At 72.9% G+C, this 24140-nt stretch carries 21 protein-coding genes; 10 read left to right on the top strand and 11 right to left on the bottom strand.

Annotation, left to right across the window (positions count from 1 at the left end; all coding sequences use genetic code 11):
• Positions 1–67: 67 nt before the first annotated feature.
• The gene (locus ACWC9R_RS28220; protein ID WP_362612612.1) at positions 68–355 is read right to left on the bottom strand and encodes a hypothetical protein; all 288 of its coding nucleotides are present in this window, start codon (positions 353–355) and stop codon (positions 68–70) included.
• A gap of 160 nt (positions 356–515) precedes the next feature.
• Here ACWC9R_RS28220 and ACWC9R_RS28225 point away from each other — a divergent pair, with 160 nt between their 5' ends.
• A complete protein-coding gene (locus ACWC9R_RS28225) occupies positions 516–896 on the top strand; it encodes a hypothetical protein (protein ID WP_450735682.1) in 381 nt (126 codons plus the stop codon).
• 27 nt (positions 897–923) lie between these two features.
• Here ACWC9R_RS28225 and hutH read toward each other — a convergent pair whose 3' ends face one another.
• From hutH to ACWC9R_RS28250, 5 genes are all read right to left on the bottom strand, one after another.
• Positions 924–2468, bottom strand: a complete 1545-nt coding sequence (gene hutH, locus ACWC9R_RS28230; RefSeq protein WP_450735684.1) for a histidine ammonia-lyase — start codon at positions 2466–2468, stop codon at positions 924–926.
• 105 nt (positions 2469–2573) lie between these two features.
• The gene (locus ACWC9R_RS28235) at positions 2574–3770 is read right to left on the bottom strand and encodes a diguanylate cyclase domain-containing protein (protein WP_450735686.1); all 1197 of its coding nucleotides are present in this window, start codon (positions 3768–3770) and stop codon (positions 2574–2576) included.
• 159 nt (positions 3771–3929) lie between these two features.
• On the bottom strand, positions 3930–4730 hold the full coding sequence (locus tag ACWC9R_RS28240) for an enoyl-CoA hydratase/isomerase family protein (protein ID WP_450735688.1): 801 nt from the start codon (positions 4728–4730) through the stop codon (positions 3930–3932).
• 206 nt (positions 4731–4936) lie between these two features.
• Complete coding sequence (locus ACWC9R_RS28245) at positions 4937–6091, bottom strand: adenylate/guanylate cyclase domain-containing protein (protein WP_450735690.1); 1155 nt, start codon at positions 6089–6091, stop codon at positions 4937–4939.
• Between the two features lie 222 nt (positions 6092–6313).
• On the bottom strand, positions 6314–7243 hold the full coding sequence (locus ACWC9R_RS28250; RefSeq protein WP_450735692.1) for a biotin--[acetyl-CoA-carboxylase] ligase: 930 nt from the start codon (positions 7241–7243) through the stop codon (positions 6314–6316).
• Positions 7244–7374: 131 nt separating this feature from the next.
• On the opposite strand from ACWC9R_RS28250, the gene ACWC9R_RS28255 reads away from it, so the two are divergent.
• From ACWC9R_RS28255 to ACWC9R_RS28285, 7 genes are all read left to right on the top strand, one after another.
• Positions 7375–8964, top strand: coding sequence for an acyl-CoA carboxylase subunit beta (locus ACWC9R_RS28255; RefSeq protein ID WP_362612626.1), 1590 nt, complete (start codon positions 7375–7377; stop codon positions 8962–8964).
• A gap of 50 nt (positions 8965–9014) precedes the next feature.
• A complete protein-coding gene (locus tag ACWC9R_RS28260) occupies positions 9015–9227 on the top strand; it encodes an acyl-CoA carboxylase epsilon subunit (protein WP_450735694.1) in 213 nt (70 codons plus the stop codon).
• A 128-nt stretch (positions 9228–9355) separates the two neighbouring features.
• Complete coding sequence (gene mmpB, locus ACWC9R_RS28265) at positions 9356–9484, top strand: morphogenic membrane protein MmpB (protein WP_362604327.1); 129 nt, start codon at positions 9356–9358, stop codon at positions 9482–9484.
• 161 nt (positions 9485–9645) lie between these two features.
• Positions 9646–11130 carry a peptidoglycan D,D-transpeptidase FtsI family protein gene (locus tag ACWC9R_RS28270; RefSeq protein WP_450735696.1) on the top strand — a complete coding sequence of 495 codons (1485 nt, stop codon included), beginning with the start codon at positions 9646–9648 and terminating at the stop codon, positions 11128–11130.
• A gap of 44 nt (positions 11131–11174) precedes the next feature.
• Positions 11175–11786, top strand: a complete 612-nt coding sequence (locus tag ACWC9R_RS28275) for a nucleoside triphosphate pyrophosphatase (protein WP_450735698.1) — start codon at positions 11175–11177, stop codon at positions 11784–11786.
• An 88-nt stretch (positions 11787–11874) separates the two neighbouring features.
• Positions 11875–12705, top strand: coding sequence for an MOSC domain-containing protein (locus ACWC9R_RS28280; RefSeq protein ID WP_450735700.1), 831 nt, complete (start codon positions 11875–11877; stop codon positions 12703–12705).
• Between the two features lie 51 nt (positions 12706–12756).
• Positions 12757–13320, top strand: a complete 564-nt coding sequence (locus ACWC9R_RS28285; protein WP_450735702.1) for a DJ-1/PfpI family protein — start codon at positions 12757–12759, stop codon at positions 13318–13320.
• Between the two features lie 22 nt (positions 13321–13342).
• Here ACWC9R_RS28285 and ACWC9R_RS28290 read toward each other — a convergent pair whose 3' ends face one another.
• The 4 genes from ACWC9R_RS28290 to ACWC9R_RS28305 form a co-directional block, all read right to left on the bottom strand.
• Positions 13343–15481 carry a serine/threonine-protein kinase gene (locus ACWC9R_RS28290; protein WP_450735704.1) on the bottom strand — a complete coding sequence of 713 codons (2139 nt, stop codon included), beginning with the start codon at positions 15479–15481 and terminating at the stop codon, positions 13343–13345.
• A gap of 50 nt (positions 15482–15531) precedes the next feature.
• The gene (locus ACWC9R_RS28295) at positions 15532–17757 is read right to left on the bottom strand and encodes a protein kinase domain-containing protein (protein WP_450735706.1); all 2226 of its coding nucleotides are present in this window, start codon (positions 17755–17757) and stop codon (positions 15532–15534) included.
• 6 nt (positions 17758–17763) lie between these two features.
• Positions 17764–18735: a serine/threonine protein kinase gene (locus tag ACWC9R_RS28300; RefSeq protein WP_450735708.1), complete on the bottom strand. Its 972-nt coding sequence runs from the start codon at positions 18733–18735 to the stop codon at positions 17764–17766.
• Positions 18736–18987: 252 nt separating this feature from the next.
• Positions 18988–19452 carry a hypothetical protein gene (locus ACWC9R_RS28305; RefSeq protein ID WP_450735710.1) on the bottom strand — a complete coding sequence of 155 codons (465 nt, stop codon included), beginning with the start codon at positions 19450–19452 and terminating at the stop codon, positions 18988–18990.
• 515 nt (positions 19453–19967) lie between these two features.
• Here ACWC9R_RS28305 and ACWC9R_RS28310 point away from each other — a divergent pair.
• Positions 19968–21737 (top strand): acetyl/propionyl/methylcrotonyl-CoA carboxylase subunit alpha, encoded by a 1770-nt coding sequence (locus ACWC9R_RS28310; protein ID WP_450735712.1) that lies wholly within the window; start codon positions 19968–19970, stop codon positions 21735–21737.
• 76 nt (positions 21738–21813) lie between these two features.
• Here the strand turns inward: ACWC9R_RS28310 and ACWC9R_RS28315 are convergent, their stop codons facing one another.
• A complete protein-coding gene (locus ACWC9R_RS28315; protein ID WP_450735714.1) occupies positions 21814–22998 on the bottom strand; it encodes an alpha/beta hydrolase in 1185 nt (394 codons plus the stop codon).
• Between the two features lie 349 nt (positions 22999–23347).
• On the opposite strand from ACWC9R_RS28315, the gene ACWC9R_RS28320 reads away from it, so the two are divergent.
• A complete protein-coding gene (locus ACWC9R_RS28320; RefSeq protein ID WP_450735716.1) occupies positions 23348–23977 on the top strand; it encodes a TetR/AcrR family transcriptional regulator in 630 nt (209 codons plus the stop codon).
• Positions 23978–24140: the final 163 nt, after the last annotated feature.

A 24140-nucleotide genomic window follows, 5' to 3' on the forward strand; every position in this document is an offset into this window, starting at 1 on the left:
CGGCAACGCAGGCGGCCCCCGTACGGCGCGGAGCCGTACGGGGGCCATGGCCTCTCAGGGGTGCCGGTCAGCCCTCCCCGTCGGCGTCGTCCGCGAGATCCCACTCCGCCGCGTCCCACTCGGCGTCCGGGTCGTAGTCGGTCAGCTCCTCGCTGCTCCAGGAGGCCTGTGCGAGTTCGGCGCCCGGCACCTTGGTGACGAGGTCGAACGGGTCGATCAGATGGGCCAGCGCCTCCGCCGGGTCCTCCCGGACCGTCTCCAGCGACTGTCTGCGCTCCTCGTCGGGCAGCGCGGGGTCCCCTTCGATGTGGCCGACGGCGGCGCCGGTCAGCCGGGCGGCGTCGGTGACCTCCATGATCAATTCCACATGAAGGCGCACAAAACGTGATGTCTCACCATTGCTCATAGCACGGAGGTTAGGCATGGACGGGTCCCGACTTCCCCGCGACCCGCGGCGGTCATTAACATCTGCGGTCAACGGCCAATTCGCCGCACCCACAAGGGGGATCGCTTCCGTGACCGCACGACGACCACTACTGACCGCCGCGGCCGCGGGATCGGTGCTGTTCGCCCTGTGGTTCGTGCCCTCCGCCAACGCCACAGCGGGTGCTGACGGTGCGTCGGGCCCGGCGCTGCGGATGGCGTCCGCACCGGCCGGACCGGACCTGGACAGCCGTACGGCCGTCGGGGTGCGGGACACCGGCGGCGGGTCGGCGGCGGCCACCTCGCACACCGGCGCGACGGGCGCCGACGGACACCCCGGCACCCCGCACTTCCTCGCCGACACCGGCAGCCCGGACACCACCCCGTATGTGATCGCCGGCGCCGCCTGTCTCGCGTTCGGCGCCGGCCTGGTCAGCTACTCCGTCCGCCGCACCCGCGACGAGACCTGCTGACGGACCCCGGACGGCGCCCGGCCGCCGTCAGTCCAGCGCGCCGGTGACCGGCTCCACGGCCGCCACCAGCTGCCCGCTCCGTACGAACGCGTACGCGCTCTCCAGGTCCGGTGCCAGGAAGCGGTCCCCGCCCGGCCCCTGGATGCCGGCCTCGCGCACCGCGTCCAGTACGGCGCGGGTGGCGGGCGCCGGCGTCAGGCCCTCACGCATCTCGACGGCCCGGGTCGCCGCATACAGCTCGACGGCGATGATCCGGGCCAGGTTGTCGACCGCGGTACGCAGCTTGCGCGCCGCCGACCAGCCCATCGAGACATGGTCCTCCTGCATCGCGGAGGACGGGATGGAGTCCACCGACGCCGGCGCCGCCAGCCGCTTCAGCTCGCTGACCAGCGCGGCCTGGGTGTACTGGGCGATCATCAGCCCGGAGTCGACACCCGGGTCACCGGCCAGGAAGGCGGGCAGCCCGTGCGAGCGGTTCTTGTCCAGCAGCCGGTCCGTACGGCGCTCCGCGATGGAACCGAGGTCGGCCGCTGCGATGGCCAGGAAGTCCAGGACATAGGCGACCGGCGCACCGTGGAAGTTGCCGTTGGACTCGACCCGGCCGTCCGGCAGCACCACCGGGTTGTCGACCGCGGCGGCCAGTTCCCGCTCCGCGACGCGCCGGGCGTGATCGAGGGTGTCCCGGCCGGCGCCGGCCACCTGCGGGGCGCAGCGGACCGAGTAGGCGTCCTGGACCCGCGGGGCGTCGTCCTGGTGGTGACCGGTGAGCTCCGAACCCGCGAGCACCTTGGCCATGTTGGCGGCCGAGGCGGCCTGCCCGGGGTGCGGGCGGATGGCGTGCAGCTCGGGCGCGAGGACCTTGTCCGTGCCGAGCAGCGCCTCCAGGGAGAGCGCGGCGGTGATGTCCGCCGAGGTGAACAGCCGGGCGAGGTCGGCGCAGGCCATCACGAGCATGCCGAGCATGCCGTCGGTGCCGTTGAGGAGCGCCAGGCCCTCCTTCTCGCGCAGTTCGACGGGCTCGATGCCGTGCGCGGCCAGCAGCTCGGCGGCCGGGCGGACCACCCCGTCGGGACCCTCCGCGTCGCCCTCCCCCATCAGCGCCAGGGCGCAGTGCGAGAGCGGCGCGAGGTCGCCGGAGCAGCCGAGCGAGCCGTATTCGTGGACGACGGGGGTGATGCCGGCGTTGAGCAGGGCGGCCATCGTCTCGACGATGAGCGGGCGGACGCCGGTGTGCCCGGAGGCCAGCGTCTTGAGCCGCAGGAACATCAGCGCGCGGACGACCTCCCGCTCGACCCGCGGGCCCATCCCGGCCGCGTGGGAACGCACGATGTTGCGCTGGAGCTGGACCCGCAGCTCGGGGCTGATGTGGCGGACGGCGAGGGCACCGAAGCCGGTGGAGACGCCGTAGACGGGGTCGGGCTTGGCGGCGAGTTCGTCGATGAAGGCGCGGGAGGCGGCGACGGCCGCGAGGGCTTCCCCGGACAGCTCGATCCGGGCCGCGCCGCGGGCCACCGCGATGACGTCCTGTGCGGTCGTGCCGGACGTCCCCAGCACCACAGTGTGCATATCCATATTCAGGAACCCTAGAGACTGAATCGCCGGATGTCACCACCGGATTTCGGGATCACCCCTTACCCGGGCTCCGGGCCGGCCGGTGTGGCGCACAAGCAGACCGCCTCACCTCCGGAAGCGCCGGCGCTCCGGCCCCGACCGCCGGTCCGGGGCGTCCGCGAGCCGGACGACCGGGTCGTCCTTGCCGCCGTGCCGCCCGGCGATCACCGGCTCACCCGACCGCGCCGCCTTGGCCTTGTACTGCGCGGCGTCCGCGAGCCGGAACAGCCGGCGGGCGCTGCGCACCGGCCCGATCGGATCGCCGGTCGAGGCGACCCCGACCGCGACCCCCTCACCGAGGTCCAGCTCCCCTGCCCGGTCACACAACTCACCGGCCACCTTGACCACCTCGTCGGCCGGCGGTCCCACCGCCAGCAGACAGAACTCGTCGCCGCCGAGCCGGGCGGCGAGGGTGCCCGGCAGCATCGCACCGCACAGCGACAGCACCGAGCCGAAGCGCTCCAGCAGCCGGTCGCCGACCGCGTGGCCCCGCGAGTCGTTCACCCGCTTCAGCCCGTTCAGGTCACACACCACCAGGCTGACCACCACCTCGTCCCGGCGGTGCAGCTCCAGCGCCTCGTCCAGCCGCATGTCGACGGCCCGGCGGTTGGCCAGACCGGTCAGGGAGTCCGTGAAGGCCAGCCGGCGGGCCTCCGCCAGCCGCTCGGTCTGCGCGATCCCGGCGGCGGTCACCGCGGCGAGCACGCTCGCGAAGTCGGCGTCCGCCCGGCCGAACACCGGCTCCCCCGTCCGGCGCGCGACATACAGCTCACCCCAGGCCCGCCCGTGCAGCACGATCGGCGCCACCACACAGCAGCCCCGGCCGCGGCGGCGCAGCGCGGCCATCCGCTGGCGGTTGCCGCCACCGCCGCCGGCCGGGCCCTCGTCCAGCGGCCCGGTCACCGGACCGCCGAACGGCCCCTCGGCGGTCTCCACCCAGGCGCTGGGCTCACCGCCGCCCGCCCACTGCTCGTGCAGGAAGCCGACGATCTCCGGGAACTCATGGACGGGGTAGCTCTCGTCGTCCGGGAACTCCTCCTCGCCCTCGGCGAGTTCACCCGTGTTGACCAGCACCCGCAGCTTTCCCAGCTCGCGCTCCCATTTCGAGATCGCCGCGAAGGAGCCGTTCAGAGCCTGACGCACGCCCAGCGCCGCGGCATGCGCCGATTCGCGCGGTGTGTGCGCGGCCGCCATCGCCTGCGCCAGCTCCACCACGGCCCGCAGCCGCGCATCGCCCTCGCCCGTCACCGGAGGCCCTCGCATTCCGTCACCGTGAGCACGCTCTGTATTACAGCGTAGGAATGTTTAACCCCTTTCGCCCCTTTCCGTGTGCGATCGACACCCGGGCGTTATGCGCGTCGCCCCTGGTCGGGCCGGAGGGGAGGAGGGCCGAGCGGGGGCCTTACGGAGAGTGATCGTTTTTCACTCGCCGGGCCACTCCGGGTCCCGCTTCTCGTTGAAGGCCGCCACACCCTCCGCCCGGTCCCCGGAGAAGGCCACGCTGCGCCAGGCACCGTCCTCCACCTCCAGCCCCGCCCGCAGGTCCAGCCCGTGCCCCAGCCGCAGGGCGCGCTTGGCGGCCCGCAGACCGACCGGCGAGTTGCGGGCGATCCGGGCCGCCAGCTCCAGCGCCTCGGCCCGGTCCTGCCCGTCCGCCGCCAGCTGGTCGACCAGGCCCAGTTCCACGGCCTCCGGCGCCGGCACCCGCCGCGCGGTGAACACCAGCTCGGCCGCCCGCGCCGCACCCACCCGGCGCGGCAGCAGCTGTGTCCCCCCGCCGCCCGGGATGACGCCCACGGACACCTCCGGCAGGCCGACCACGGCCGTCCCGTCCGCGACGATCAGATCGCAGGCCAGCGCCAGCTCGAAGCCGCCGCCGAGCGCGAAGCCGTGCACGGCGGCGATCGTCGGCACCGGCAGCTCCAGTACGCCCGTGTAGGCGGCGCGGGTGTGCGGGCGCTGGCGCATCAGGTCGGCGTCCGTGAAGGAGTTGCGCTCCTTGAGGTCGGCGCCCACGCAGAACGCCCGCTCATGGGTGGAGCTGAGGACCACCGCCCGGACGGAGCGGTCCGCGGCCAGCTCGGCGCAGGCCTGCGCCAGGCTGTCGGCCATGGCCGTGGAGACGGCGTTCATGGCCTTGGGGCGGTCCATGACCAGCTCCGCCACGAAGCCGTGCCGCTCGACGGCGACCCAGCCGTCCGCACCGAACCGTTGCCGTTGCATACAGCCCTCCCTGTTAACGGTCGTTGACCTGACGGGGGGATCATGTCAGCTGGCGGCCCGGAGGAACAGGACGGGCTTTCCGCCTGTGGACAACCGCGGCGGGACACGGCACCGGCCCGGCCGACGGGCCACTCAGGGGCGCCGGCCGCCCGCCGGTGCCGCCCGGTCGCTGCCCGGTGGCGCCCGCCCGCTGCCCGGCGCCCGGGTCAGTCGCGGCGGTTCAGCAGCCAGGGCTCGACGACGCCCAGACCGCGCACCGGGCGCTGCCACATCGGCTGGAGCCCGAAGCGGTAGGTCGGGGGCGGGGCGCCGGTGCCCTCCTCGGCCGCCTTCTCGGCCGCCGCGGCATCGGCCTCGGAGACCGGGGCGTCCCCGATCCGGCCCAGCTCCTCGGCGAACGCCTGGTCCACCAGCACGGTGTCCTTCGGCGCTATCGACGTCAGACGGCTGGCGAGGTTGACGGTCGTGCCGAACACATCGCCCATCCGGGTCGTGACCGTGCCGAACGCGATGCCGACCCGCAGCTCCGGCATCGTCTCGTCGTGGGCCATCGTCTCGATCAGCCGCAGCCCGATCTCGGCGGCGATACCGGCGTCGTCGGCGGCGAAGAGGACCTCGTCGCCGAGGGTCTTGATGAGCCGCCCGCCGTGCGCGGCCACCAGGTCGGAGCAGGTGGTCTCGAACGCCTCCACCAGCTCGCCCAGTTCCTCGTCCTCCAGACGGCGGGTCAGCCGGGTGAAGCCCACCAGGTCGGCGAAGCCGACGGCGAGGCGCCGATCGACCATCTCGGCGTCGTCCTGGGCCCGCACGACCCGGCCGGTGGCGGCGGCCAGCTGGCGCCGCCAGACGTAGACGAGGAACTCCTCCAGCTCCGGGAGCAGCAGCTCGACCAGCGGATAGGTGATCTCGGTCCGGGTCAGGCCGGAGTCCTGGGGCTCGGTGAGGCCCTCCAGGAAGGAGTCGATCTGCCAGTCGGCCAGTCGGGCGGTGGTCTGCCCGGTGGAGCGGGCGACCTGGATGGCCATGGCCTCGCTGAGCAGACCGGCCTCGACCAGACCGGCGAGGCGGCGCAGAGCCAGCACATCGGCCTCGGTCAGCGCCTTGACCTGGCCGATGTCGGCGAAGCCCATGGCGCGCCAGAAGCGGGCCGCGAGGTCCATGGAGACACCGGCGCCGCGGGCCGCCTGGAACGGCGTGTAGCGGCGGTCGGCGCCCAGGATGAGCTGTTCGAGGCGGACGGCGATGTTGTTCTCGTCGTTCTCGTCGCCGGCCCCCGGGGGGTCGCTGACGGGGACGTCGTCCACCGCACCGTCCTCGGAGTCCCTCTCGCGCGAGGCGGCGCCCGAGTCGTCGGCGGTCACCGGCCGCTCCCTGTCCGATCCCTGCGCACTGCCCTTCCGATCACTGCTCGCCGGTGGCCCGCTCCCTGGCGGACCGCCTCAACGATACGGCAGGTGTGCTCTGGCTCACTCTCACATGTCGGCTCTGACCAAGGAAGAGGCGGGGAGGCGTCGGCGCGGCGGGCGCCGTGGTAGAGGGGCTGGTCCGGGCGCCGGCACCGGGTGCGCGCCACCCGACCGGCCTCACGGTTCCGGGGAGTCATCGCCCTCGGGCCGCCGGGGCGCCGCGGGGCGCAGGTGGACGATGTCGCCCGCGCCCACCGGCTGCTGTACGCCGTCCGCGGTGGCCAGGACCAGGCGGCCGTCGGCGTCGATGGCCACCGCCTCGCCGGTGAGCGCGGTGTCGCCGGGGAGTTCGGCGCGTACCGAGCGGCCCAGGGTGGCGCAGCCGGCGGCGTAGGCCTCCTGGAGGCGGCTGGCGCCGGGGTCGCCGTCGGCGGACTGCCAGGCGGTGTACCACTCCTCCAGCGAGCGGAGGACGGCGCGCAGCAGCGGGTCGCGGTCGGTGCTGCGGGCGCCCGCCAGGGCCAGGGAGCCGGCGGTGGGCACCGGGAGTTCGCCGGCGGTGAGGGAGACGTTCAGGCCGATGCCGACGACGACGCCGGGGCCGGCCCGTTCGGCGAGGATGCCGCCCACCTTGCGTTCGGCCGTGGCGCCTTCCGGTCCTGCGGCGTCCTCGGGGAGGGTGACCAGGATGTCGTTGGGCCACTTGAGGGCCGTGTCGACGCCGGCGGTCCGGGAGAGCGCGGTGGCGGTGGCGACTCCGGCGAGCAGCGGCAGCCAGCCCCAGCGCTCCACGGGAACGCGGGGCGTGAGGTAGACGGAGAAGAAGAGGCCGGAGCGCGGGGGCGCCGACCAGGCCCGGTCGAGGCGGCCGCGGCCGGCGGACTGTTCCTCGGCCACCAGGACGGCGCCCTCGGCCGCGCCCTCGGCCGCGCGGGCCGCCAGGTCGGTGTTGGTGGAGCCGGTGGCGGGGACGACGTCCAAGGAGGTCCAGAGCGCGCCGGGGCGCACCAGGGCGCGCCGCAGCGCCGTGGCGTTCAGCGGGGGGCGGCCCAGATCGCTCCAGCGGCCGGCGTCTTTGTCCCGGTTTTCCGGTGGTTGAGGCGTCATGGGACCAGCCTAGGTGTGGTCAACGACGCAGTGCCGCTGAGCAGTCCCGCGGATACGCTACGAATCGGTAGCCAAACCCGTACCACCCTCAGTACGAGCACCAGTCCAGGACGAGCAGGAGCCGCATCCCGATGTCCGAGCCGGAAGCAAACATCCACACCACCGCGGGCAAACTGGCGGATCTGCAGCGGCGGGTCGAAGAGGCCACGCACGCCGGTTCCGCCCGTGCCGTGGAAAAGCAGCACGCGAAAGGCAAGTTGACGGCGCGTGAGCGCATCGATCTGCTGCTGGACGAGGGCTCGTTCGTCGAGCTGGACGAGTTCGCGCGGCACCGGTCGACGAATTTCGGGCTGGAGCAGAACCGCCCCTACGGCGACGGCGTGGTGTCCGGCTACGGCACGGTCGACGGCCGTCCGGTGGCCGTCTTCTCGCAGGACTTCACGGTCTTCGGCGGGGCGCTGGGCGAGGTCTTCGGCGAGAAGATCGTCAAGGTGATGGACTTCGCCCTCAAGACCGGCTGCCCGGTCATCGGCATCAACGACTCCGGCGGCGCGCGCATCCAGGAGGGCGTGGTCTCGCTGGGCATGTACGGCGAGATCTTCCGCCGCAACACCCACGCCTCCGGCGTGATCCCGCAGATCAGCCTGGTCGTCGGCCCGTGTGCGGGCGGCGCGGTCTACTCCCCCGCCATCACCGACTTCACGGTCATGGTCGACCAGACCTCGCACATGTTCATCACCGGGCCCGACGTCATCAAGACCGTCACCGGTGAGGACGTCGGCTTCGAGGAGCTGGGCGGCGCCCGGACGCACAACACCACCTCGGGCGTGGCGCACCACATGGCGGGCGACGAGAAGGACGCCATCGAGTACGTCAAGGGGCTGCTGTCCTACCTGCCGTCCAACAACCTCTCGGAGCCGCCCGCCTTCCCGGAGGAGGCGGACCTGGAGACCTCGGACGTCGACCGTGAGCTGGACGTCCTGATCCCGGATTCGGCCAATCAGCCGTACGACATGCGCACCGCGATCGAGCATGTCCTGGACGACCACGAATTCCTGGAGACCCAGCCGCTGTTCGCGCCGAACATCCTGACCGGCTTCGGGCGGGTCGAGGGCCATGCGGTCGGTGTGGTCGCCAACCAGCCGATGCAGTTCGCGGGCATCCTGGACATCAAGGCCTCGGAGAAGGCCGCCCGGTTCGTGCGGACCTGCGACGCGTTCAACGTCCCGGTGCTCACCTTCGTGGACGTGCCCGGCTTCCTGCCCGGCACCGACCAGGAGTGGGACGGCATCATCCGGCGCGGCGCCAAGCTGATCTACGCGTACGCGGAGGCCACGGTCCCGCTGATCACGGTCATCACGCGCAAGGCGTTCGGCGGCGCGTACGACGTCATGGGCTCCAAGCACCTGGGCGCGGACCTCAACCTGGCCTGGCCGACCGCGCAGATCGCCGTGATGGGCGCACAGGGCGCGGTCAACATCCTGCACCGCCGCACGCTGGCCGCGATCGAGGACCCGGCGGCGCAGGACGCGCGACGCCAGGAGCTGATCCAGGAGTACGAGGACACCCTGCTCAACCCGTACGTCGCGGCCGAGCGCGGCTATGTCGACGCGGTGATCACGCCGTCCGAGACGCGCCGGCACATCGTCCGCGGGCTGCGCACGCTGCGCAACAAGCGCGAGTCGCTGCCGCCGAAGAAGCACGGCAACATCCCGCTCTGACCGGCGGAACCAGCAGCAGCGAGCGGAACCGGCGAAGGGAGCCGTTCTTCATGATCAAGGTCGTACGGGGCAATCCCACCCCTGAGGAGCTGGCCGCCGCCGTGGCGGTGGTACAGGCCCGCGCGGTGGCCGCCGCCGCCATCGCGCCCGGCGAGGCGGACCGCGGCACCGAGTGGTCGGACCCCGCGTCCACCGTTCCGGCGCGGTCGCGGATGCCGCATCCGGGGCCGCGGGCCTGGCGGACGAGTTACTGGCCGCACTGACCGGCTGACACCGGGTGGCCGCCGGGGCCGCCAGGTCGGTGCATGATGCACTGACTAGTCCTTTGCACCGTGGCGCCTGAGTACGCGTACTCAGGCGCCACGGCCGTTCCCGGGCCCAGGATCGGTACATGCTGTGGTCAGATCCGCCCGACGAACCTCCTGAGGAGCTGCGCGACGTGCAGGCGAAGCTCCGCCGGATGGGCGTGGTGCTGGCCGTGGCCGCGGTGGTGCTGATGGTCCTGCTCTCGGGGAGATAGCCGCTCCCGCACACCCGAAGATCATCGTTCCCGTACCCGGAGAGGCAACGCTCACAGTTCCCTTCCGCAACCGTGTCCCCCGAAATCGCTTCTTCCTCTTTTGAGAGCGCAATTCGGGCGTCCGGCCGCCCGGACGGAAGCCGGACGGGAGTGGGAGAACGATGAACAGGCCGCTGAGGCATATAGCCGTGTTCTGCGGGGTGCTGGTGCTGGCCCTGCTGGCCCGCGTGACATGGGTCCAGTTCGTCCAGGGCGAGAAGCTCGCCAACGACCCGAACAACCGGCGCGTCAAGATCGAGGCGTTCTCCTACCCGCGCGGCAACATCATCGTCGGCGGCAAGCCGGTCACCGGCTCGGCGGCGACGCCCGGTGACTTCAAGTACAAGCGGACGTACAAGAACGGCCCGATGTACGCACCGATCACCGGCTTCGCCTCCCAGGCCCAGGGGACGACGTTCCTGGAGGGCATCTACAACAAGGTGCTCAGCGGCAAGGACGACCGGCTCGCCCTCAAGAACGCCAAGGACATCCTCACCGGCGAGAAGCCGCGCGGCGGCGACGTGATCACCACCATCGACCCCGCGGCGCAGAAGGCCGCGTACAAGGGCCTGACCGACCTCGACGCCAAGGGCGCGGTGGTCGCGCTCGACCCGCGCGACGGCCGGGTGCTCGCGCTCGCCTCCACCCCCTCCTACGACCCCTCGCTCTTCACCGGCATCTCCAACGCCGAGGGCAAGAAGTTCAAGGCGCTGGACGACGACAAGTCCAAGCCGCTGAGCAACCGGGCGCTGCGCGAGACCTACGCCCCCGGCTCCACCTTCAAGATCCTCACCGCGGCGGCGGCCCTGGAGCACGGCGTGGTCAGCGACATCAACGCCTCGTCGGGGGCGCCCGCCCCCTACCAGCTGCCGCAGAGCACCACGAAGGTCGGGAACGACGTCGCGGGCGCGCCCTGCGACAAGGCCTCGCTGAAGACCGGCATGCAGTGGTCGTGCAACAACGTCTTCCTCGACGCCGCGCTGAAGGTCGGCAAGGACAAGATGCGCGAGACCGCCGAGAAGTTCGGCTTCAACGCCAACGTCTACGACGAGGACCTCGGGGACCTGCTGGCCACCAAGAGCCTCTACCCGGACAAGCTCGACAAGCCGCAGACCGCGCTGACCGGTATGGGCCAGGGCAGCCTGACCAGCACGCCGATGCAGATGGCGATGGTGGCCGCCGGCCTCGCCAACGACGGCAAGGTGATGATGCCGCACCTGGTCGACGAGGTGCGCGGCTCCGACCTGTCGACGATCGAGAAGACCAAGCCCAAGATGATGTCCCAGGCCGTCTCCGCCGGCACCGCGAAGAAGGTGCAGGAGATGATGGAGTACACCGTCAACGAGGGCACCGCCGACAAGGCCGCGATCGACGGGGTGACCGTCGGCGGCAAGACCGGCACCGCCCAGCACGGCGCGAACGTCCACGACGAGCGCCCCTACGCCTGGTTCGTCTCCTACGCCAAGCAGAGCGACGGCAGCTCCCCGGTGGCGGTCGCCGTCTTCGTCGACCCCAAGGACATGAACATCCCCCGCGAGGAGATCGCCGGCGGCAAGCTGGGCGGGCCGATCGCGAAGTCGGTCATGGAGGCGGTGCTCAAGAAGTAGTCCGGGCGGCGACCCGGCGCCCGGGGCTCCGTACGATGGCGGGCATGACCGAAGAGTCCCGCCCCCGCCGTCTCGTCCTCGCCTCCCAGTCCCCCGCCCGGCTGGGCCTGCTCCGGCAGGCCGGACTGGCCCCCGAGGTCATCGTCAGCGGCGTCGACGAGGAGGCGCTCACCGCGGACACCCCCGGTGAGCTGGCCCGGGTGCTGGCCGAGGCGAAGGCCGAGGTGGTCGCCGCCCGCCCGGAGGCCGCCGGTGCCCTGGTCGTCGGCTGCGACTCGGTGCTGGAGCTGGACGGGCGGGCACTCGGCAAGCCCGCCGACGCCGAGGACGCCACCGCCCGCTGGAAGTCCATGCGCGGCCGCTCCGGCGTCCTGCAGACCGGCCACTGCGTCATCGACACCGCGACCGGCCGCCGGGTGTCCGCCACCGCCTCGACCACGGTCCGCTTCGGCGAGCCGACCGACGAGGAGATCGCCGCCTACGTCGCGAGCGGCGAACCGCTGTTCGTCGCGGGCGCCTTCACCCTCGACGGCCGCTCCGCCCCCTTCATCGACGGCATCGACGGCGACCCCGGCAACGTCATCGGGCTCTCCCTGCCGCTGCTGCGCCGGCTGCTCGCCGGCCTGGACGTCGCGATCACCGAGCTGTGGACCTGAGCGGCGGCCCCGGCGCCGGACGGGCGGAAAGCAGCCACCGGCGGTAAAAGGCGGGAACGCGCGGACGTCCGCCGCCTACGCTGCCCGTATGGCAACAGTCGTCGAGCTGATCAGCTACCCCGTCAAGGGCTGCGCCGGTGTCCCGGCGGCCGAGGCGGAACTCACCCCGGCCGGCCTCGCCCACGACCGCACCTTCCTGGTCGTCGGCCCCGGCGGCGTCTTCCGGAGCCAGCGCACGGACCCCCGGCTGGCGGTGATCCGCCCGGAGGTCGGCGCCGACGGGGCCCACCTCACCCTGCACGCGCCGGACCGGGACCCGTTCCAGCTGGACGTCGACCTCGGCACCGGCTCGTCGGCCCGGTCCGAGGTCGAGATGTTCGGCACGCCGTACCGCGCCGTGGACCAGGGGGACGGGGTGGCCGGGTGGCTGTCCGGGGCGCTGGGCGCGGAGAGCCGGCTGGTGCGGGTACCGCCGGAGCACGGCCGGGTCACCGACGGGCTCACCCCCGGCACCTCCGGCTTCGCCGACAGCAGCGCCGTGCACGTCCTCTCGCTGGCCTCCTTCGACGACCTCAACCGCCGGATCGCCGCGGCCGGCCGCACACCGGTCCCGATGGCACGGTTCCGGCCCAACTTCGTGGTGGGCGGCTGGGACACCCCGCAGACCGAGGACCGGGCGCGGCGGATCACGGTCGGCGGCGGCGCGCTGGGGTTCACCAAGCTCGCCGTCCGCTGCGCGGTCACCCTCGTCGACCAGCAAACCGGCGGCAAGGCCGGGCCCGAGCCGCTGCGCACGCTCGCCGCCTACCGCCGGGTGCCCGAGGGCGGGGTGGCGTTCGGCTCGAAGTTCTCGGTGCTGGCCACCGGAAAGGTGTCGGTGGGCGACGCATTCGAGGTCACCGAGTGGGGAACCGATTGATCCGGAACGCGTCGATCGCCCCGATCGGCACCGTCATGAGGAGCCCGCGCCATGCCGAAGATCCTGCTCATCGCCGGTGACGCCACCGAGGACCTGGAGTTCTTCTACCCCTACCAGCGGCTCCTGGAGGAGGGGTACGAGCCCCGCGTCGCGGCCCTCTCCCGCAAGAAGCTGCGGTTCGTCGTCCATGACTTCGTCGACAACTTCGACACCTACGTGGAGCGCGAGGGCCACTCCTGGCCCTCCGACCTCGCCCTGTCCGAGGTCGACCCGGCCGAGTACGCGGCGCTGGTGCTCCCCGGCGGCCGGGCACCCGAGTACCTCCGCAACGACGCCGCCTTCCGGCGCGTCGTCACCCACTTCTTCGACGCCGACAAGCCCGTCGCCCACATCTGCCACGCGGCCCTCTCCCTGGCCCCGCTGGGCGTCCTCAAGGACCGCCGCACCGCCGCCTACCCCGCCTGCGCACCGGACGTCGAACTGGCCGGCGGCACCTTCGTCGACGGCGCCGCGGTGGTCGACGGCAAGCTCGTCTCGGCCCGCGCCTGGCCCGACCACCCCGAGTGGATGCGCGCCTTCCTGGAGGTGCTGCGGGAGCATGCGCCGGTGAAGTAGGAGGCGGGCGGCGGACGGGGCGTCAGAACACCGGCAGGGCGTAGAGCGAGTCGTCGTTCATGGCGAACACGCGGTTGCCGTCGGCCACCAGCCACTGGCGGTCGGCCTCGCCCAGGCCGTACTCCACGACCCGGTCGCCGTCCTCCGCGCTCGCCGCGTTGACGCGGTATTCGCCGTACTCCTCACCTTCGATCGTCCAGAGGCCGTTCCCCTGCACGACCACGGGCGTGTGGACGTTGGAACTCGGCTTCAGGTCCATGACCTTGCTGCCGTCGCGGGGACTCCACTTGTCGGGGAAGAAGGTCTCGTCGTCGGCGTAGCCCTGGTGCGTGGCGTACAGGGCGTCCGCGGTGGCGGTCACCGGGCCCCACTTGACGATCGGTGGTTTCTCCCGCTCCAGCGCGTGCGCCAGTGCCCGCTTCCTGACCGTCCACCGTTCCTTGCCGTCAGTGATCCTGCGGGCCGTCATCGACAGGCCGTTGAGGTAGACGGTGTCGCCGTGGAAAGCCGGGCGGATGAAGTTGTCGGACTGGTCGCGCAGATCCCATACGTGGCGGCCGTTGGCGGTGTCGACGGCGAGCACGTTGCCGTCCCGAGTGCCCACGACCAGGCGGCCGTGGGCGGCGATGCCGGGTGGGAGGATCTTGGTGCGGAACGGCTTGTCGATCGGCGCGGTCCAGCGGACCTTGGCATCGGAGCGGCCGACGGCGCGCAGCCGCTTGTCCTTGGTCACCAGGTAGACGGCTTCGTCGTCCACGGCCAGCAGCTTCTCGGCCCCGACGTCGGCGGTCCACCGGCGCTCCCCCGTGGAGGGGACGAAGGTGCGCAGCGTCCCCTTGCCATCGACGGCGACGACCAGGCGGTCCGAGAGGGAGAGGAAGCGCCCGGCTCCCTTGATCTCGGCGGCGGCCCAACGCCGTTTTCCGTCCACGACGTTGTGGGCGGCGATCCCGCCGCCGCGGGTACCGAAGACGACGACGTCCCGGACGGGCAGGGGTGCGGGGGTGTCCTCGGCGAGGATGTGCACCGCCCACAGCTCCTTCAGCGTCCCGCCGACGATGAAGTCCCCGTCGTCCGCGTTGAGCAGGTGCGCCGTGGGCTTCCTGGCGGCGGGCGGGTAGGCGAAGAGGTCGACCTTCTTCTTGGGCGGCTTCGGGGGCCGCGGCCACCAGGCGGCGGCCGCCCCGCCGCCCGCGGTGAGCACCACTCCGCCCGCGGCGAGGCCGGTGAGCAGCCGGCGGCGGGAGACCTGTCCGGAGGGCGTCGCTCCGTCGGCCGCGGTGGTCAGCTCGTGGATGCTGCTCTCCCGCTCCTTGATCGCCTGGCTCACCGGGCCGCGCCGCCAGGCCCGTCCGGCGCCGCGCGGTGGCGCGAAGGCCGCGGCGATCTGCGCGGGCGTGGGGCGGACGGCCGGGTCCTTGGCCAGGAGGGGCAGGACAAGCGGGCGCAGCGCCTCCGGGACGCCGGTCAGATCGGGCTCGTCGTGGACCACCTTGTACTGGAGGGCGGCGATGTGACCGCCGTCGAAGGCCCGCCGTCCACTGGCCGCGTGGACCAGGACGGCGCCCAGCGAGAAGACGTCGGCGGGCGCCGCGACCCGGCGGCCCAGGACCTGTTCGGGGGCGCCGTAGCCGGGGGTGACCGGGACCTGTCCGGTGGTGGTGAGGGTCAGGCCGTGTTCGGGACGGGCGATGCCGAAGTCGATGACGCGCGGACCGTCCGAGGTCAGCACGATGTTCGGCGGTTTGAGGTCGCGGTGGATCAGGCCGGTGGCATGGATGTCCGCGAGGGTGTGCGCGAGCGACGCGGCGAGGGCGCGTACGGCGGGCTCGTCGAAGGGACCGTACGTCTCCACGGCCTCGTCGAGGGGCGGACCGGCCAGGAACTCGGTGGCGATCCACGGGCGTCCGGCCTCGGTGTCCGTGCCCAGCACCCGGGCCACGCCCTTGCTGGCCACGGCGGTCGCCGCCTGCGCCTCCCGGACGAAACGGCGGGCGAGGTTCTCCTCGCCGGTGAGTTCGGGCCGCAGGACCTTGACCGCGGCGACGGTGCCTCCGGCGTCCTGGCCGACATAGACCTTGCCCATGCCGCCCTCACCGAGCACGCCGAGCAGGCGGTACGGACCGAGGCGGAGCGGGTCGCCGGTGCCGAGCGGTTTCATGGGTGGTGTCCTTCGGGCGAGTTCGCGGCCGGGGGGCCTCGGGCAGGGGGTCAGCGGAGCGGGAAGCCCGCGAGGAAGTCGGGCCCGGAGGCGATGACCATCCGGCTCTTCTCATGGGCGAGGAACTTCGTTCCGGTGGTCTTGTACAGCTGCTCGGTGGTGTGCGAGCTGAGGCCGACGGCCCGGAGGTACTTGCCGGTGAAGCTGTACGAGTAGGCGTACGCGGAGCCGATCACGGGCCGGACGAGGTGGTCCGCCGACCTGCCCTCCTCGCTCCTCTCCGTCCACCGCGGCTTCCCGCCGCCGGGGTCGAACGCGACCACGCCGAGGTCCTCCTCCACCGCGTACAGCACACCGTCCTTGAGGGCCGGCGGTCCGTACGTCTTCCCGGGGCGGGTGCCGGAGGTGTCCCACACCTGGCCGCCGTCGCTCAGCCGCAGCGCCCGCAACGGGCCGTAGCCGAGGTAGAGATGCCTGTCATCGGTCGTCAGCGGGTCCCGTACGAGCCGCCGGTCGGCGCCCTTCCACGGCTTGTCCCAGGTGACCTTCCCGGTGCGGAGGTCGCGGGCGACGATCCGGACCGAGGCGTCGTTCATCTGCTGGAGGGTCACCAGGAGGCGGCCGGTGACCTTGGCGGTCAGGACGTGGTTCTCGTTGCTCTCGGCGGAGTGGAACGGCAGGGGGTCACTCCACTTCCGGCTCCCGTCGGTGAGGTCGAGTGCCACCACGGACCAACGGACCTGGCGTTCGTACTTCTTGGGCTTGCCCTGGGAGACCGCCAGACAGGCCGTGTCGTCGGCGACGGCCAGCAGCCGGCCGGTGAAGCCGTAGTCCTGGTCGTCCGACACCGGGGCGAGGCGGCGGCCCTCCTTGCCCGTCGTCAGATCGACGCGGGCGAGGTACCACGAGCCGGGCTCCCCTGCGCCGGCCCTCACGACCCGGTAGACGTGGGTGCCGTCCGAGGCGGTCTGCCAGCTGTCGTCCCAGGACAGCGGAAAGGTCCACCGGGTCTCCCCCGACCGCGCGTCCACCCCGCGCGCCTCGGCATCGGACACCATGACGACCTGGTCGCCGGCGACCATCGGCACGTCGGGGTTCTGGTCGTCGTCGGGGCCGCTGATCTGCTTCTGCCACACCGAGTCCATCTTTTTCTTCTTCAGCGCGCTGACGCTCGGCCCCGGCTCCGGCTCGGTGTACCCGGGCCCGGTGGCGGACCCCGGCGCCGACCGCTCCCGCCCCAGCCACGCCCACACCCCCGCCCCGGCGCCCGCGACGCCGAGCACCGAGCCGGCGCCCGCCAGCAGCAGCCCCCGGCGGGACAGCCCGCGGGCGGCCGGGGCCTCGGTGGACGGCACGGTCGCCGGCTCGTCGGGCGGTGCGGGCAGCCGCTGCGGCACGACCTGCCAGACCTCGCCCGCCCGCCGTCCGATCTCGGCGAGCACCGCGTCCGGCAGATGGTCGGCGAACTCCCCGCCACCGTCGTGGAGTCCGGCGGCCAGCCCGGCGGTGGACGGGCGCTCGGCGGGGTCCTTGGCCAGCGCGCGGGACAGCACCGGGACGAGGGCGGCCGGGACGCCTCCGAGGTCGGGCTCGCTGTAGCGCACCCGGTAGAGGAGGTCGGCGGGCTGTCCGTCGCCGAACGGACCGTGGCCGGTGGCGGCGAAGACCAGGACCCCGGCGAGCGCGAAGACGTCCCCGGCCGGGGTGTGCTCCTGCCCGGTGGCCTGCTCCGGCGACATGAACGCGGGGGTGCCGACCGCGGCGCCGGTGTGCGTCAGCCGGGCGTCGCCGAGGGCGCGGGCGATACCGAAGTCGATGACCTTCGGGCCGTGCGCCGTGACCATGATGTTCGACGGCTTGAGGTCACGGTGCACGACGTCCGAGTGGTGGAGCTGGCCGAGCGCCGCGCACAGCGCCGCCCCCAGGGCACGCACCGAGGCCTCCGGCAGCGGACCGGCCTGCCCCACCGCGTCGTCGAGGGGCGGGCCGAGGACGTACTCGGTGGCCATCCAGGGGGTGTCGGCGAGCGGATCGGCGTCGACGACCTGGGCGCCGTACCGGCCGCCGATCACCCGGGCGGCATCCGCCTCCAGCCGGAACCGGGTGCGGAACTCGGTGGTGGTGGCGATCCGGGCGTGCATCGTCTTGAGCGCCACGGTCCGGCCGCCCGGGGAGCGGGCGAGGTAGACGGTGCCCATACCGCCGCTGCCCAGCCGGGCGATGAGGCGGTACGGGCCCAGGCCGGGCGGGTCGTCATGGGCGAGAGGGAACGGCATGGCGGGTCAGTCCTGTGGGGCGGGCGGAACCGGGAGGGCGGCGGCGAGCAGCCCGGCCGACTGGCGGGCGAGGGCCGCGATGATCCGGCCGGGCAGCCAGCCGGGGCCGAGCAGCGCGGCGGCGCGGCCGGCCGGGCCTCCGTCGGCGTCGGGCAGCGTGGCGGAGTGCGGCGGTCCGGAGGCCGGGGCGGGCGGCGCGGGGGGCGGGCCGCCCGCATCGAGGACATCGAGCAGTTCGGCGGGGCGCGGCCGGGCCGCCGGGTCCCGGGACAGGCAGGCGGTGACGACGGACCGCAGGGCGGCCGGGACCTCTTCGCGCTCCGGCACGGTGTACCCGGTCGCGGCGTAGGCGAGCGTCGCGCCGAGCGCGTAGACGTCGCCCGCCGGATGCGGCCTGCCGCCGGTGGCCTGCTCCGGCGGCAGGCTTCCCGACTCCAGGCCCGGCAGCCCGGAGCGCGGGGCGCCGTCCCCGGCGGCGGCCCGTACCGCCCCGAAGCAGGTCAGCCGGGGCCCGTCGGCCGCCAGCAGCACCGCGGCCGGCGACACCCCGGCATGGGCCAGGCCCTGCCCGTGCCCGATCACCAGGGTCTCGACGAGGGCCGCGCCCAGGGCCCGTACGGTGCGCTCGGGCAGCGGGCCGCCGTGCACGGTGAGCACGGCGGGCAGCGGCAGCACCGGCACGTATGGGCGGGCGTGCCAGGGGTCGTCACCGGCCGCGGCGACCTCGGCGGCCGGTGACGACCAGGGGCCGAGCAGATAGCGCGAGTCCTCCGCCTCGGCCATGAACCGGCCGGGGTCGCCGCCCGGCAGCGGCACGCCGATCAGGACCGTACGGTCGCCGTCCGCGCTCCGCCCGATGAACCGCCGCTCCGGCACGGGTATGCCGGACGCTTCGTCATCCAGCTCCCGCAACACCGTGTAGGGCCCGATCGCGCTCCCGCGCGCACGGCCCTGCGCACCCGCAGCCGATGCAGGCATGCCCCGTCCCCCGTCCTCCGACATCGCGCGAAGAGCCTACCCGGGCGTGTCGCAGGACCTCCGGGGGCGTCGACTCGCCTCGGGACGCGGGGAGTTCGGGCCTGACGGGAGGGGTTCGGACCACGGCCGCCGGCCGGAGGCGGCGGGGCGGGTGAACGTGAATCTGGCGGACATGGCTCAGGCAGATGTAGATCAGGCAGACGTGGATCAGGCGGATGTGGATCAGGCCGACACGGAGCAGCCGGACGTGGCTCAGGCGGACGTCGGGGCCACCGGCGGTGCGCCGTTCGGGGGGTTTTCCGCGTTTCCGTGCGCATCCCCCGTAAGGCCCTCGCCGTACGCCATCAGCGTCAGCACCAGCAGCCCCAGCACGACCATCATCGCGACGAAGGCGACCCAGCCGACCAGCCCGACGGCGAAGGCGCCGAGCATCCCGTGCACCACCGCGCAGCTGATGAGGGCGATCCGGGTGAAGCCGCCGGGGGCGCGGTCGCGCAGGGCGCTGCGGAGCAGGACACCGGCACAGAACAGCAGGTAGAGACCGAAGACGATGCCGCCGATCCAGGAGCCGGCGGACATCGCGCGGGGCTGCAGGCCGGCCAGCGACATCTGCTGCCGGTCGACGACGATGCTCAGAATCCAGTTGAGCAGCACGATCCCGAACGCCTCCAGGACCAGTACCACCGCCGCCGCCAAGGCCACCGGCCGTCGTGCCACCCTCACCCCGTCCACCCACTTCCGCCGTTCGCCCTGCCCGGTGCGCCATGCGGGCGCCTGTCGCCACCGTGACCCCTGTTACCCATGGGTACGGGTAGGCATCGGGCACGCTACTGGGGGTCCCCCCTGCTCGTGAAGGGGTTGGCGGAGGGTAATAGCGGGGGCAGGGGTGGTGCGCGGGTGGGTGCGGCCGACCGCGGACGATGGGGCCGGCGGCGCGCCGACGGACGGAGCCGACCGCAAAGATTCCTTCGCCCATTCGTAGGGACTCCACAAAGAATTGACGATCCGCTGGACGACCGAAGTCCGAGACCTAGGCCACACCGGGTCCTGAGCCGGAGCCCGTGAATCCGGGCCTACCCTGGGACACCAGGGGACTTCGCTCCCTCACTGGCGCCCCGGGCACACTCCGTGTGGGCAAGCTCACCCCAGGGAACGGGTCGGCACGCGGTGTCGCCAGTCCCTAAAATCGCGGCATCCAATAGATGCGGCGAAGCGCCAAGGAAGGACCCATCGTGCGCAAGGTGCTCATCGCCAACCGTGGCGAAATCGCTGTTCGCGTTGCCCGTGCATGCCGGGACGCGGGGATCGGCAGCGTAGCCGTCTACGCCGACCCCGACCGGGACGCGCTGCACGTACGCGCGGCAGACGAGGCGTACGCCTTGGGCGGTGACACTCCTGCCAGCAGTTACCTGGACATCGCCAAGGTCCTGGCGGCCGCCGCCGATTCGGGCGCGGACGCCATCCACCCCGGGTACGGCTTCCTGTCGGAGAACGCCGAGTTCGCGCAGGCCGTCCTGGACGCCGGGCTGACCTGGATCGGCCCGCCCCCGCAGGCCATCCGTGACCTCGGTGACAAGGTCGCCGCGCGGCACATCGCCCAGCGCGCCGGTGCGCCGCTGGTCGCCGGCACGCCCGACCCGGTATCCGGCTCGGAGGAGGTCGTGGCCTTCGCCAAGGAGCACGGCCTGCCCATCGCGATCAAGGCGGCCTTCGGCGGCGGCGGCCGCGGCCTGAAGGTGGCCCGGACGCTCGAAGAGGTTCCGGAGCTGTACGACTCCGCGGTGCGCGAGGCGGTCGCCGCCTTCGGTCGCGGCGAGTGCTTCGTCGAGCGCTACCTGGACCGTCCCCGGCACGTGGAGACCCAGTGCCTGGCCGACAAGCACGGCAACGTGGTCGTGGTCTCGACCCGTGACTGCTCGCTCCAGCGCCGCCACCAGAAGCTGGTGGAGGAGGCCCCGGCCCCGTTCCTGACGGCCGAGCAGAACGCCGAGCTGTACCGCGCGTCCAAGGCCATCATCAAGGAGGCCGGCTACGAGGGCGCGGGCACCTGCGAGTTCCTCGTCGGGCAGGACGGCACGATCTCCTTCCTGGAGGTCAACACCCGGCTTCAGGTCGAACACCCGGTCACCGAGGAGGTCACCGGCCTCGACCTGGTCCGTGAGATGTTCCGGATCGCCGACGGCGAGAAGCTCGGCTACGACGACCCGGAGGTCCGCGGCCACTCCTTCGAGTTCCGGATCAACGGCGAGGACCCGGGCCGCAACTTCCTCCCGGCGCCCGGCACGGTCACCCGCTTCGACGCGCCGGCCGGTCCCGGTGTCCGCCTGGACGCGGGCGTGGAGTCCGGCAGCGTCATCGGCCCGGCCTGGGACTCCCTGCTGGCCAAGCTGGTCGTCACCGGCGCCACGCGTCAGCAGGCCCTCCAGCGCGCAGCACGTGCGCTGGCGGAGTTCACCGTCGAGGGCATGGCCACCGCCATCCCCTTCCACCGCACGGTGGTCCAGGACCCGGCGTTCGCCCCCGAACTCACCGGCTCCGCCGACCCGTTCACGGTCCACACCCGCTGGATCGAGACCGAGTTCGTCAACGAGATCCCGCCGTTCGCCGCCCCCGGCGCGGACGAGGCCGAGGCCGACACCCGCGAGACGGTCGTCGTCGAGGTCGGCGGCAAGCGCCTGGAGGTCTCGCTGCCGTCCTCGCTGGGCATGCCGCTGGCCCGGGCCGCGGTCGCCGGCGGTGCCAAGCCGAAGCGGAAGGCCGCCAAGAAGTCCGGCGGCGCCGCCTCCGGCGACGCGCTCGCCTCCCCGATGCAGGGCACCATCGTCAAGGTCGCCGTCGAGGAGGGCCAGCAGGTCACCGAGGGTGAGCTGGTCGTCGTCCTGGAGGCGATGAAGATGGAGCAGCCGCTCAACGCCCACCGCTCCGGCACCATCAAGGGCCTGACCGCCGAGGTCGGCGCGGCCCTCACCTCCGGCGCGGTGATCTGCGAGATCAAGGACTGACGCGAGACCGCTCCGCCAGACGGACGAGGGGCTCCCGGCGTATGCCGCCGGGAGCCCCTCGTGTCGTCCGGTCGCGCTACGAGTTCCCCACCACGTCCTCCGGGAAGCTCAGCGACCTGCCCATCCACTCCAGCGCGGCGGGCAGTTCGCGGCGCCAGGTGGCGAAGTTGTGGCTGCCGTGGCCGAGGACGACGGAGTCCGCCTTCATCGGCGGCCTGACGGCGGCGAGGAACTCCCGGGCCGCCGGATAGTTCTTCTCACCGGTACGGCTGGTGCCCACCAGGACGCTGACCCGGGGCGCGGGCAGATGCCGCAGCCGCCACATCAGATCGTGCTCCTGGCGGCGGCGCACCCGGTCGCGGCCCTCGCCGAAGAGGTTGCCGGTCGTGGCGTCGTTGCTGACCCGGTAGTCGGGCGACAGGGCGGCCGCCGCGGTGTACGTACGGTCGTGCCGCATGGCGAGCTGGAGGGCGCAGCTGCCGCCCGAGGAGTAGCCCAGCAGGCCCCAGCCGCCGGGGTCGTGGCCGACGCGGTAGTGCGACCGGAGCGCCTCCGGCACATCGCGGGCGAAGAAGGTCTCGGCCTGCGGCCCGCCCGGCACATCGACGCACTGGGTGTCGCGGGGCGGGGCGATGGTGGGCCGCAGCATCACGATGACCGTCGGCTGCATCTTGCCGGCCCGGATCAGCCGCCCGGCGGTCTGCGGCAGCCGCAGATGCTGGCCCAGCAGGAAGGTGCCGCCGGGGTAGCCGCTGAGCGCGACGACGACCGGGAACCGCTGGCGGGCGAACTGGGGCTGGAAGTACTGCGGCGGCAGATAGACGTACGCCGGGTTCACCGCCCGGGTCCGCTTCCCGACGAGCCGTACGGTCTCGACCTTGCCGTGCTGCTCCGGCGCCCCCTTCGGCAGCCCGTGCACCTTGTCCAGGCCCTCCGGCCCCGAGGGCTGGACGAGCCCCTTCGACGGGTCGCCGACGGGTCCGGCCGCCCCCTGGCCGCCCCATTTGCCGACGGCGGCCGGCGCGTCGTCGTACAGCCCGAGCAGCTCGTGCCAGGACCCGTAGAACTGGAAGTTGGTGTTCACCACGAGGCCGAGCGCCGCCACGACGGCCAGCTGGGTCGCGACGATCGAGCCGAGCCGCCCCAGCAGCGCCCGCGGCCCGCGCCCGGCGAACCGCGGCCAGAGCCAGAGCGTGAGGCCCACACAGACCACGGCGACCGCGATCATGGCGTACAACAGCGACCGGCTGGTCAGTCCCATGACGTTCTTCCCCAGATGTCCCGCGCCGCGCCCCCGTTCCCGGCGGTCCGGCACGGCGTCCTCCCGGGTCTCCGGAACACCCCGGAAGACCTCATTGCGCCTGGTTTGATGGCCCTTGGAGGCGCGGCGTTGCGGGTCCGGCGCGGTGTTCGGCCGCACGACCGCCGGGGGACGCCGGGACTTCATCCCCGGTCTGCCGGACGGCCACCGGGCGGGCACGACCGGACCGCCCGACCATTCGGAGGCACCATCCGATAAGCCTTGTCCACAGCACCGGGGCAGCCGCCGAGGACGCGATGGCATGCTGGAGCCACCGGGCCGGGACCGGCCGGGTCGAGGGAGGACGGCGATGGCGACCGAGACGGCTGGGCAGCCGCAGACGACGGGCCCGGCGGCGACCGCACCGGCGCAGGACATACGCCCCATGCGGGCCGACGCCCGCCGCAATTACGAACGGCTGCTGACCGAGGCCCGTACGGCCTTCACCGAGCACGGCACGGACACCTCGCTGGAGGACATCGCGCGCCGCGCCGGAGTCGGCATCGGCACGCTCTACCGCCACTTCCCCAACCGGACCGCCCTGATGGGCGCGGTCTTCCAGGGAGAGGTGGACGCCCTGCTCACCCAGGCCAGGGAGCTGGCCGACGCCCCGCAGCCGTGCGCCGCACTGGTCGAGTGGCTGCGCGCGATCATCACCCACGCCACCACCTACCGCGGGTTGTCGCGGGCGCTGATGACGGCCTCGGCGGACGACAGCTCGGGGATGGCGCGGTGCAGCGTGCCGATGCGGGAGGCCGGCGAGGCACTGCTCACCCGCGCCCAGCAGGCCGGTGCGGTGCGTCCGGACGTGAGCATCGGCGACCTGATGCAGTTGACCAACGGCATCGCGCTGGCCGCCGAGGAATCCCCGGACGACCCCCAGCTCGCCGACCGGCTGCTGACGCTCACCCTGCGCGGACTGAAGGGGGAGAACCGCTAGGACCTGTCGTCAAACTCCCGTCTGCCCCGCGGCGCCTGGTACGCACTCCCCCACGCCTAAAGGGCGCGGGGGGACCCCCATGCTGCGTTGTCGGGTTCGCCCCGATACACCCAGTATCGGGGCGAACCTCCGCCTTGCGATCGCACGCACCAGACGCCGCGGG

The organism is Streptomyces sp. NPDC001219 (genome assembly GCF_053597915.1).

What these genes read in the sequence shown, in the direction of transcription:
- ACWC9R_RS28315 (WP_450735714.1), bottom strand. Translation starts at nt 22,998, where the DNA reads ATGGGACTGACCAGCCGGTCGCTGTTGTACGCCATGATCGCGGTCGCC.
- ACWC9R_RS28300 (WP_450735708.1), bottom strand. Translation starts at nt 18,735, where the DNA reads ATGCCTGCATCGGCTGCGGGTGCGCAGGGCCGTGCGCGCGGGAGCGCG.
- hutH (WP_450735684.1), bottom strand. Translation starts at nt 2,468, where the DNA reads ATGGATATGCACACTGTGGTGCTGGGGACGTCCGGCACGACCGCACAG.
- ACWC9R_RS28260 (WP_450735694.1), top strand. Translation starts at nt 9,015, where the DNA reads ATGATCAAGGTCGTACGGGGCAATCCCACCCCTGAGGAGCTGGCCGCC.
- ACWC9R_RS28255 (WP_362612626.1), top strand. Translation starts at nt 7,375, where the DNA reads ATGTCCGAGCCGGAAGCAAACATCCACACCACCGCGGGCAAACTGGCG.
- ACWC9R_RS28285 (WP_450735702.1), top strand. Translation starts at nt 12,757, where the DNA reads ATGCCGAAGATCCTGCTCATCGCCGGTGACGCCACCGAGGACCTGGAG.
- ACWC9R_RS28290 (WP_450735704.1), bottom strand. Translation starts at nt 15,481, where the DNA reads ATGAAACCGCTCGGCACCGGCGACCCGCTCCGCCTCGGTCCGTACCGC.
- mmpB (WP_362604327.1), top strand. Translation starts at nt 9,356, where the DNA reads ATGCTGTGGTCAGATCCGCCCGACGAACCTCCTGAGGAGCTGCGCGAC.
- ACWC9R_RS28240 (WP_450735688.1), bottom strand. Translation starts at nt 4,730, where the DNA reads ATGCAACGGCAACGGTTCGGTGCGGACGGCTGGGTCGCCGTCGAGCGG.
- ACWC9R_RS28275 (WP_450735698.1), top strand. Translation starts at nt 11,175, where the DNA reads ATGACCGAAGAGTCCCGCCCCCGCCGTCTCGTCCTCGCCTCCCAGTCC.
- ACWC9R_RS28295 (WP_450735706.1), bottom strand. Translation starts at nt 17,757, where the DNA reads ATGCCGTTCCCTCTCGCCCATGACGACCCGCCCGGCCTGGGCCCGTAC.
- ACWC9R_RS28280 (WP_450735700.1), top strand. Translation starts at nt 11,875, where the DNA reads ATGGCAACAGTCGTCGAGCTGATCAGCTACCCCGTCAAGGGCTGCGCC.
- ACWC9R_RS28320 (WP_450735716.1), top strand. Translation starts at nt 23,348, where the DNA reads ATGGCGACCGAGACGGCTGGGCAGCCGCAGACGACGGGCCCGGCGGCG.
- ACWC9R_RS28270 (WP_450735696.1), top strand. Translation starts at nt 9,646, where the DNA reads ATGAACAGGCCGCTGAGGCATATAGCCGTGTTCTGCGGGGTGCTGGTG.
- ACWC9R_RS28220 (WP_362612612.1), bottom strand. Translation starts at nt 355, where the DNA reads ATGGAGGTCACCGACGCCGCCCGGCTGACCGGCGCCGCCGTCGGCCAC.
- ACWC9R_RS28235 (WP_450735686.1), bottom strand. Translation starts at nt 3,770, where the DNA reads ATGCGAGGGCCTCCGGTGACGGGCGAGGGCGATGCGCGGCTGCGGGCC.
- ACWC9R_RS28250 (WP_450735692.1), bottom strand. Translation starts at nt 7,243, where the DNA reads ATGACGCCTCAACCACCGGAAAACCGGGACAAAGACGCCGGCCGCTGG.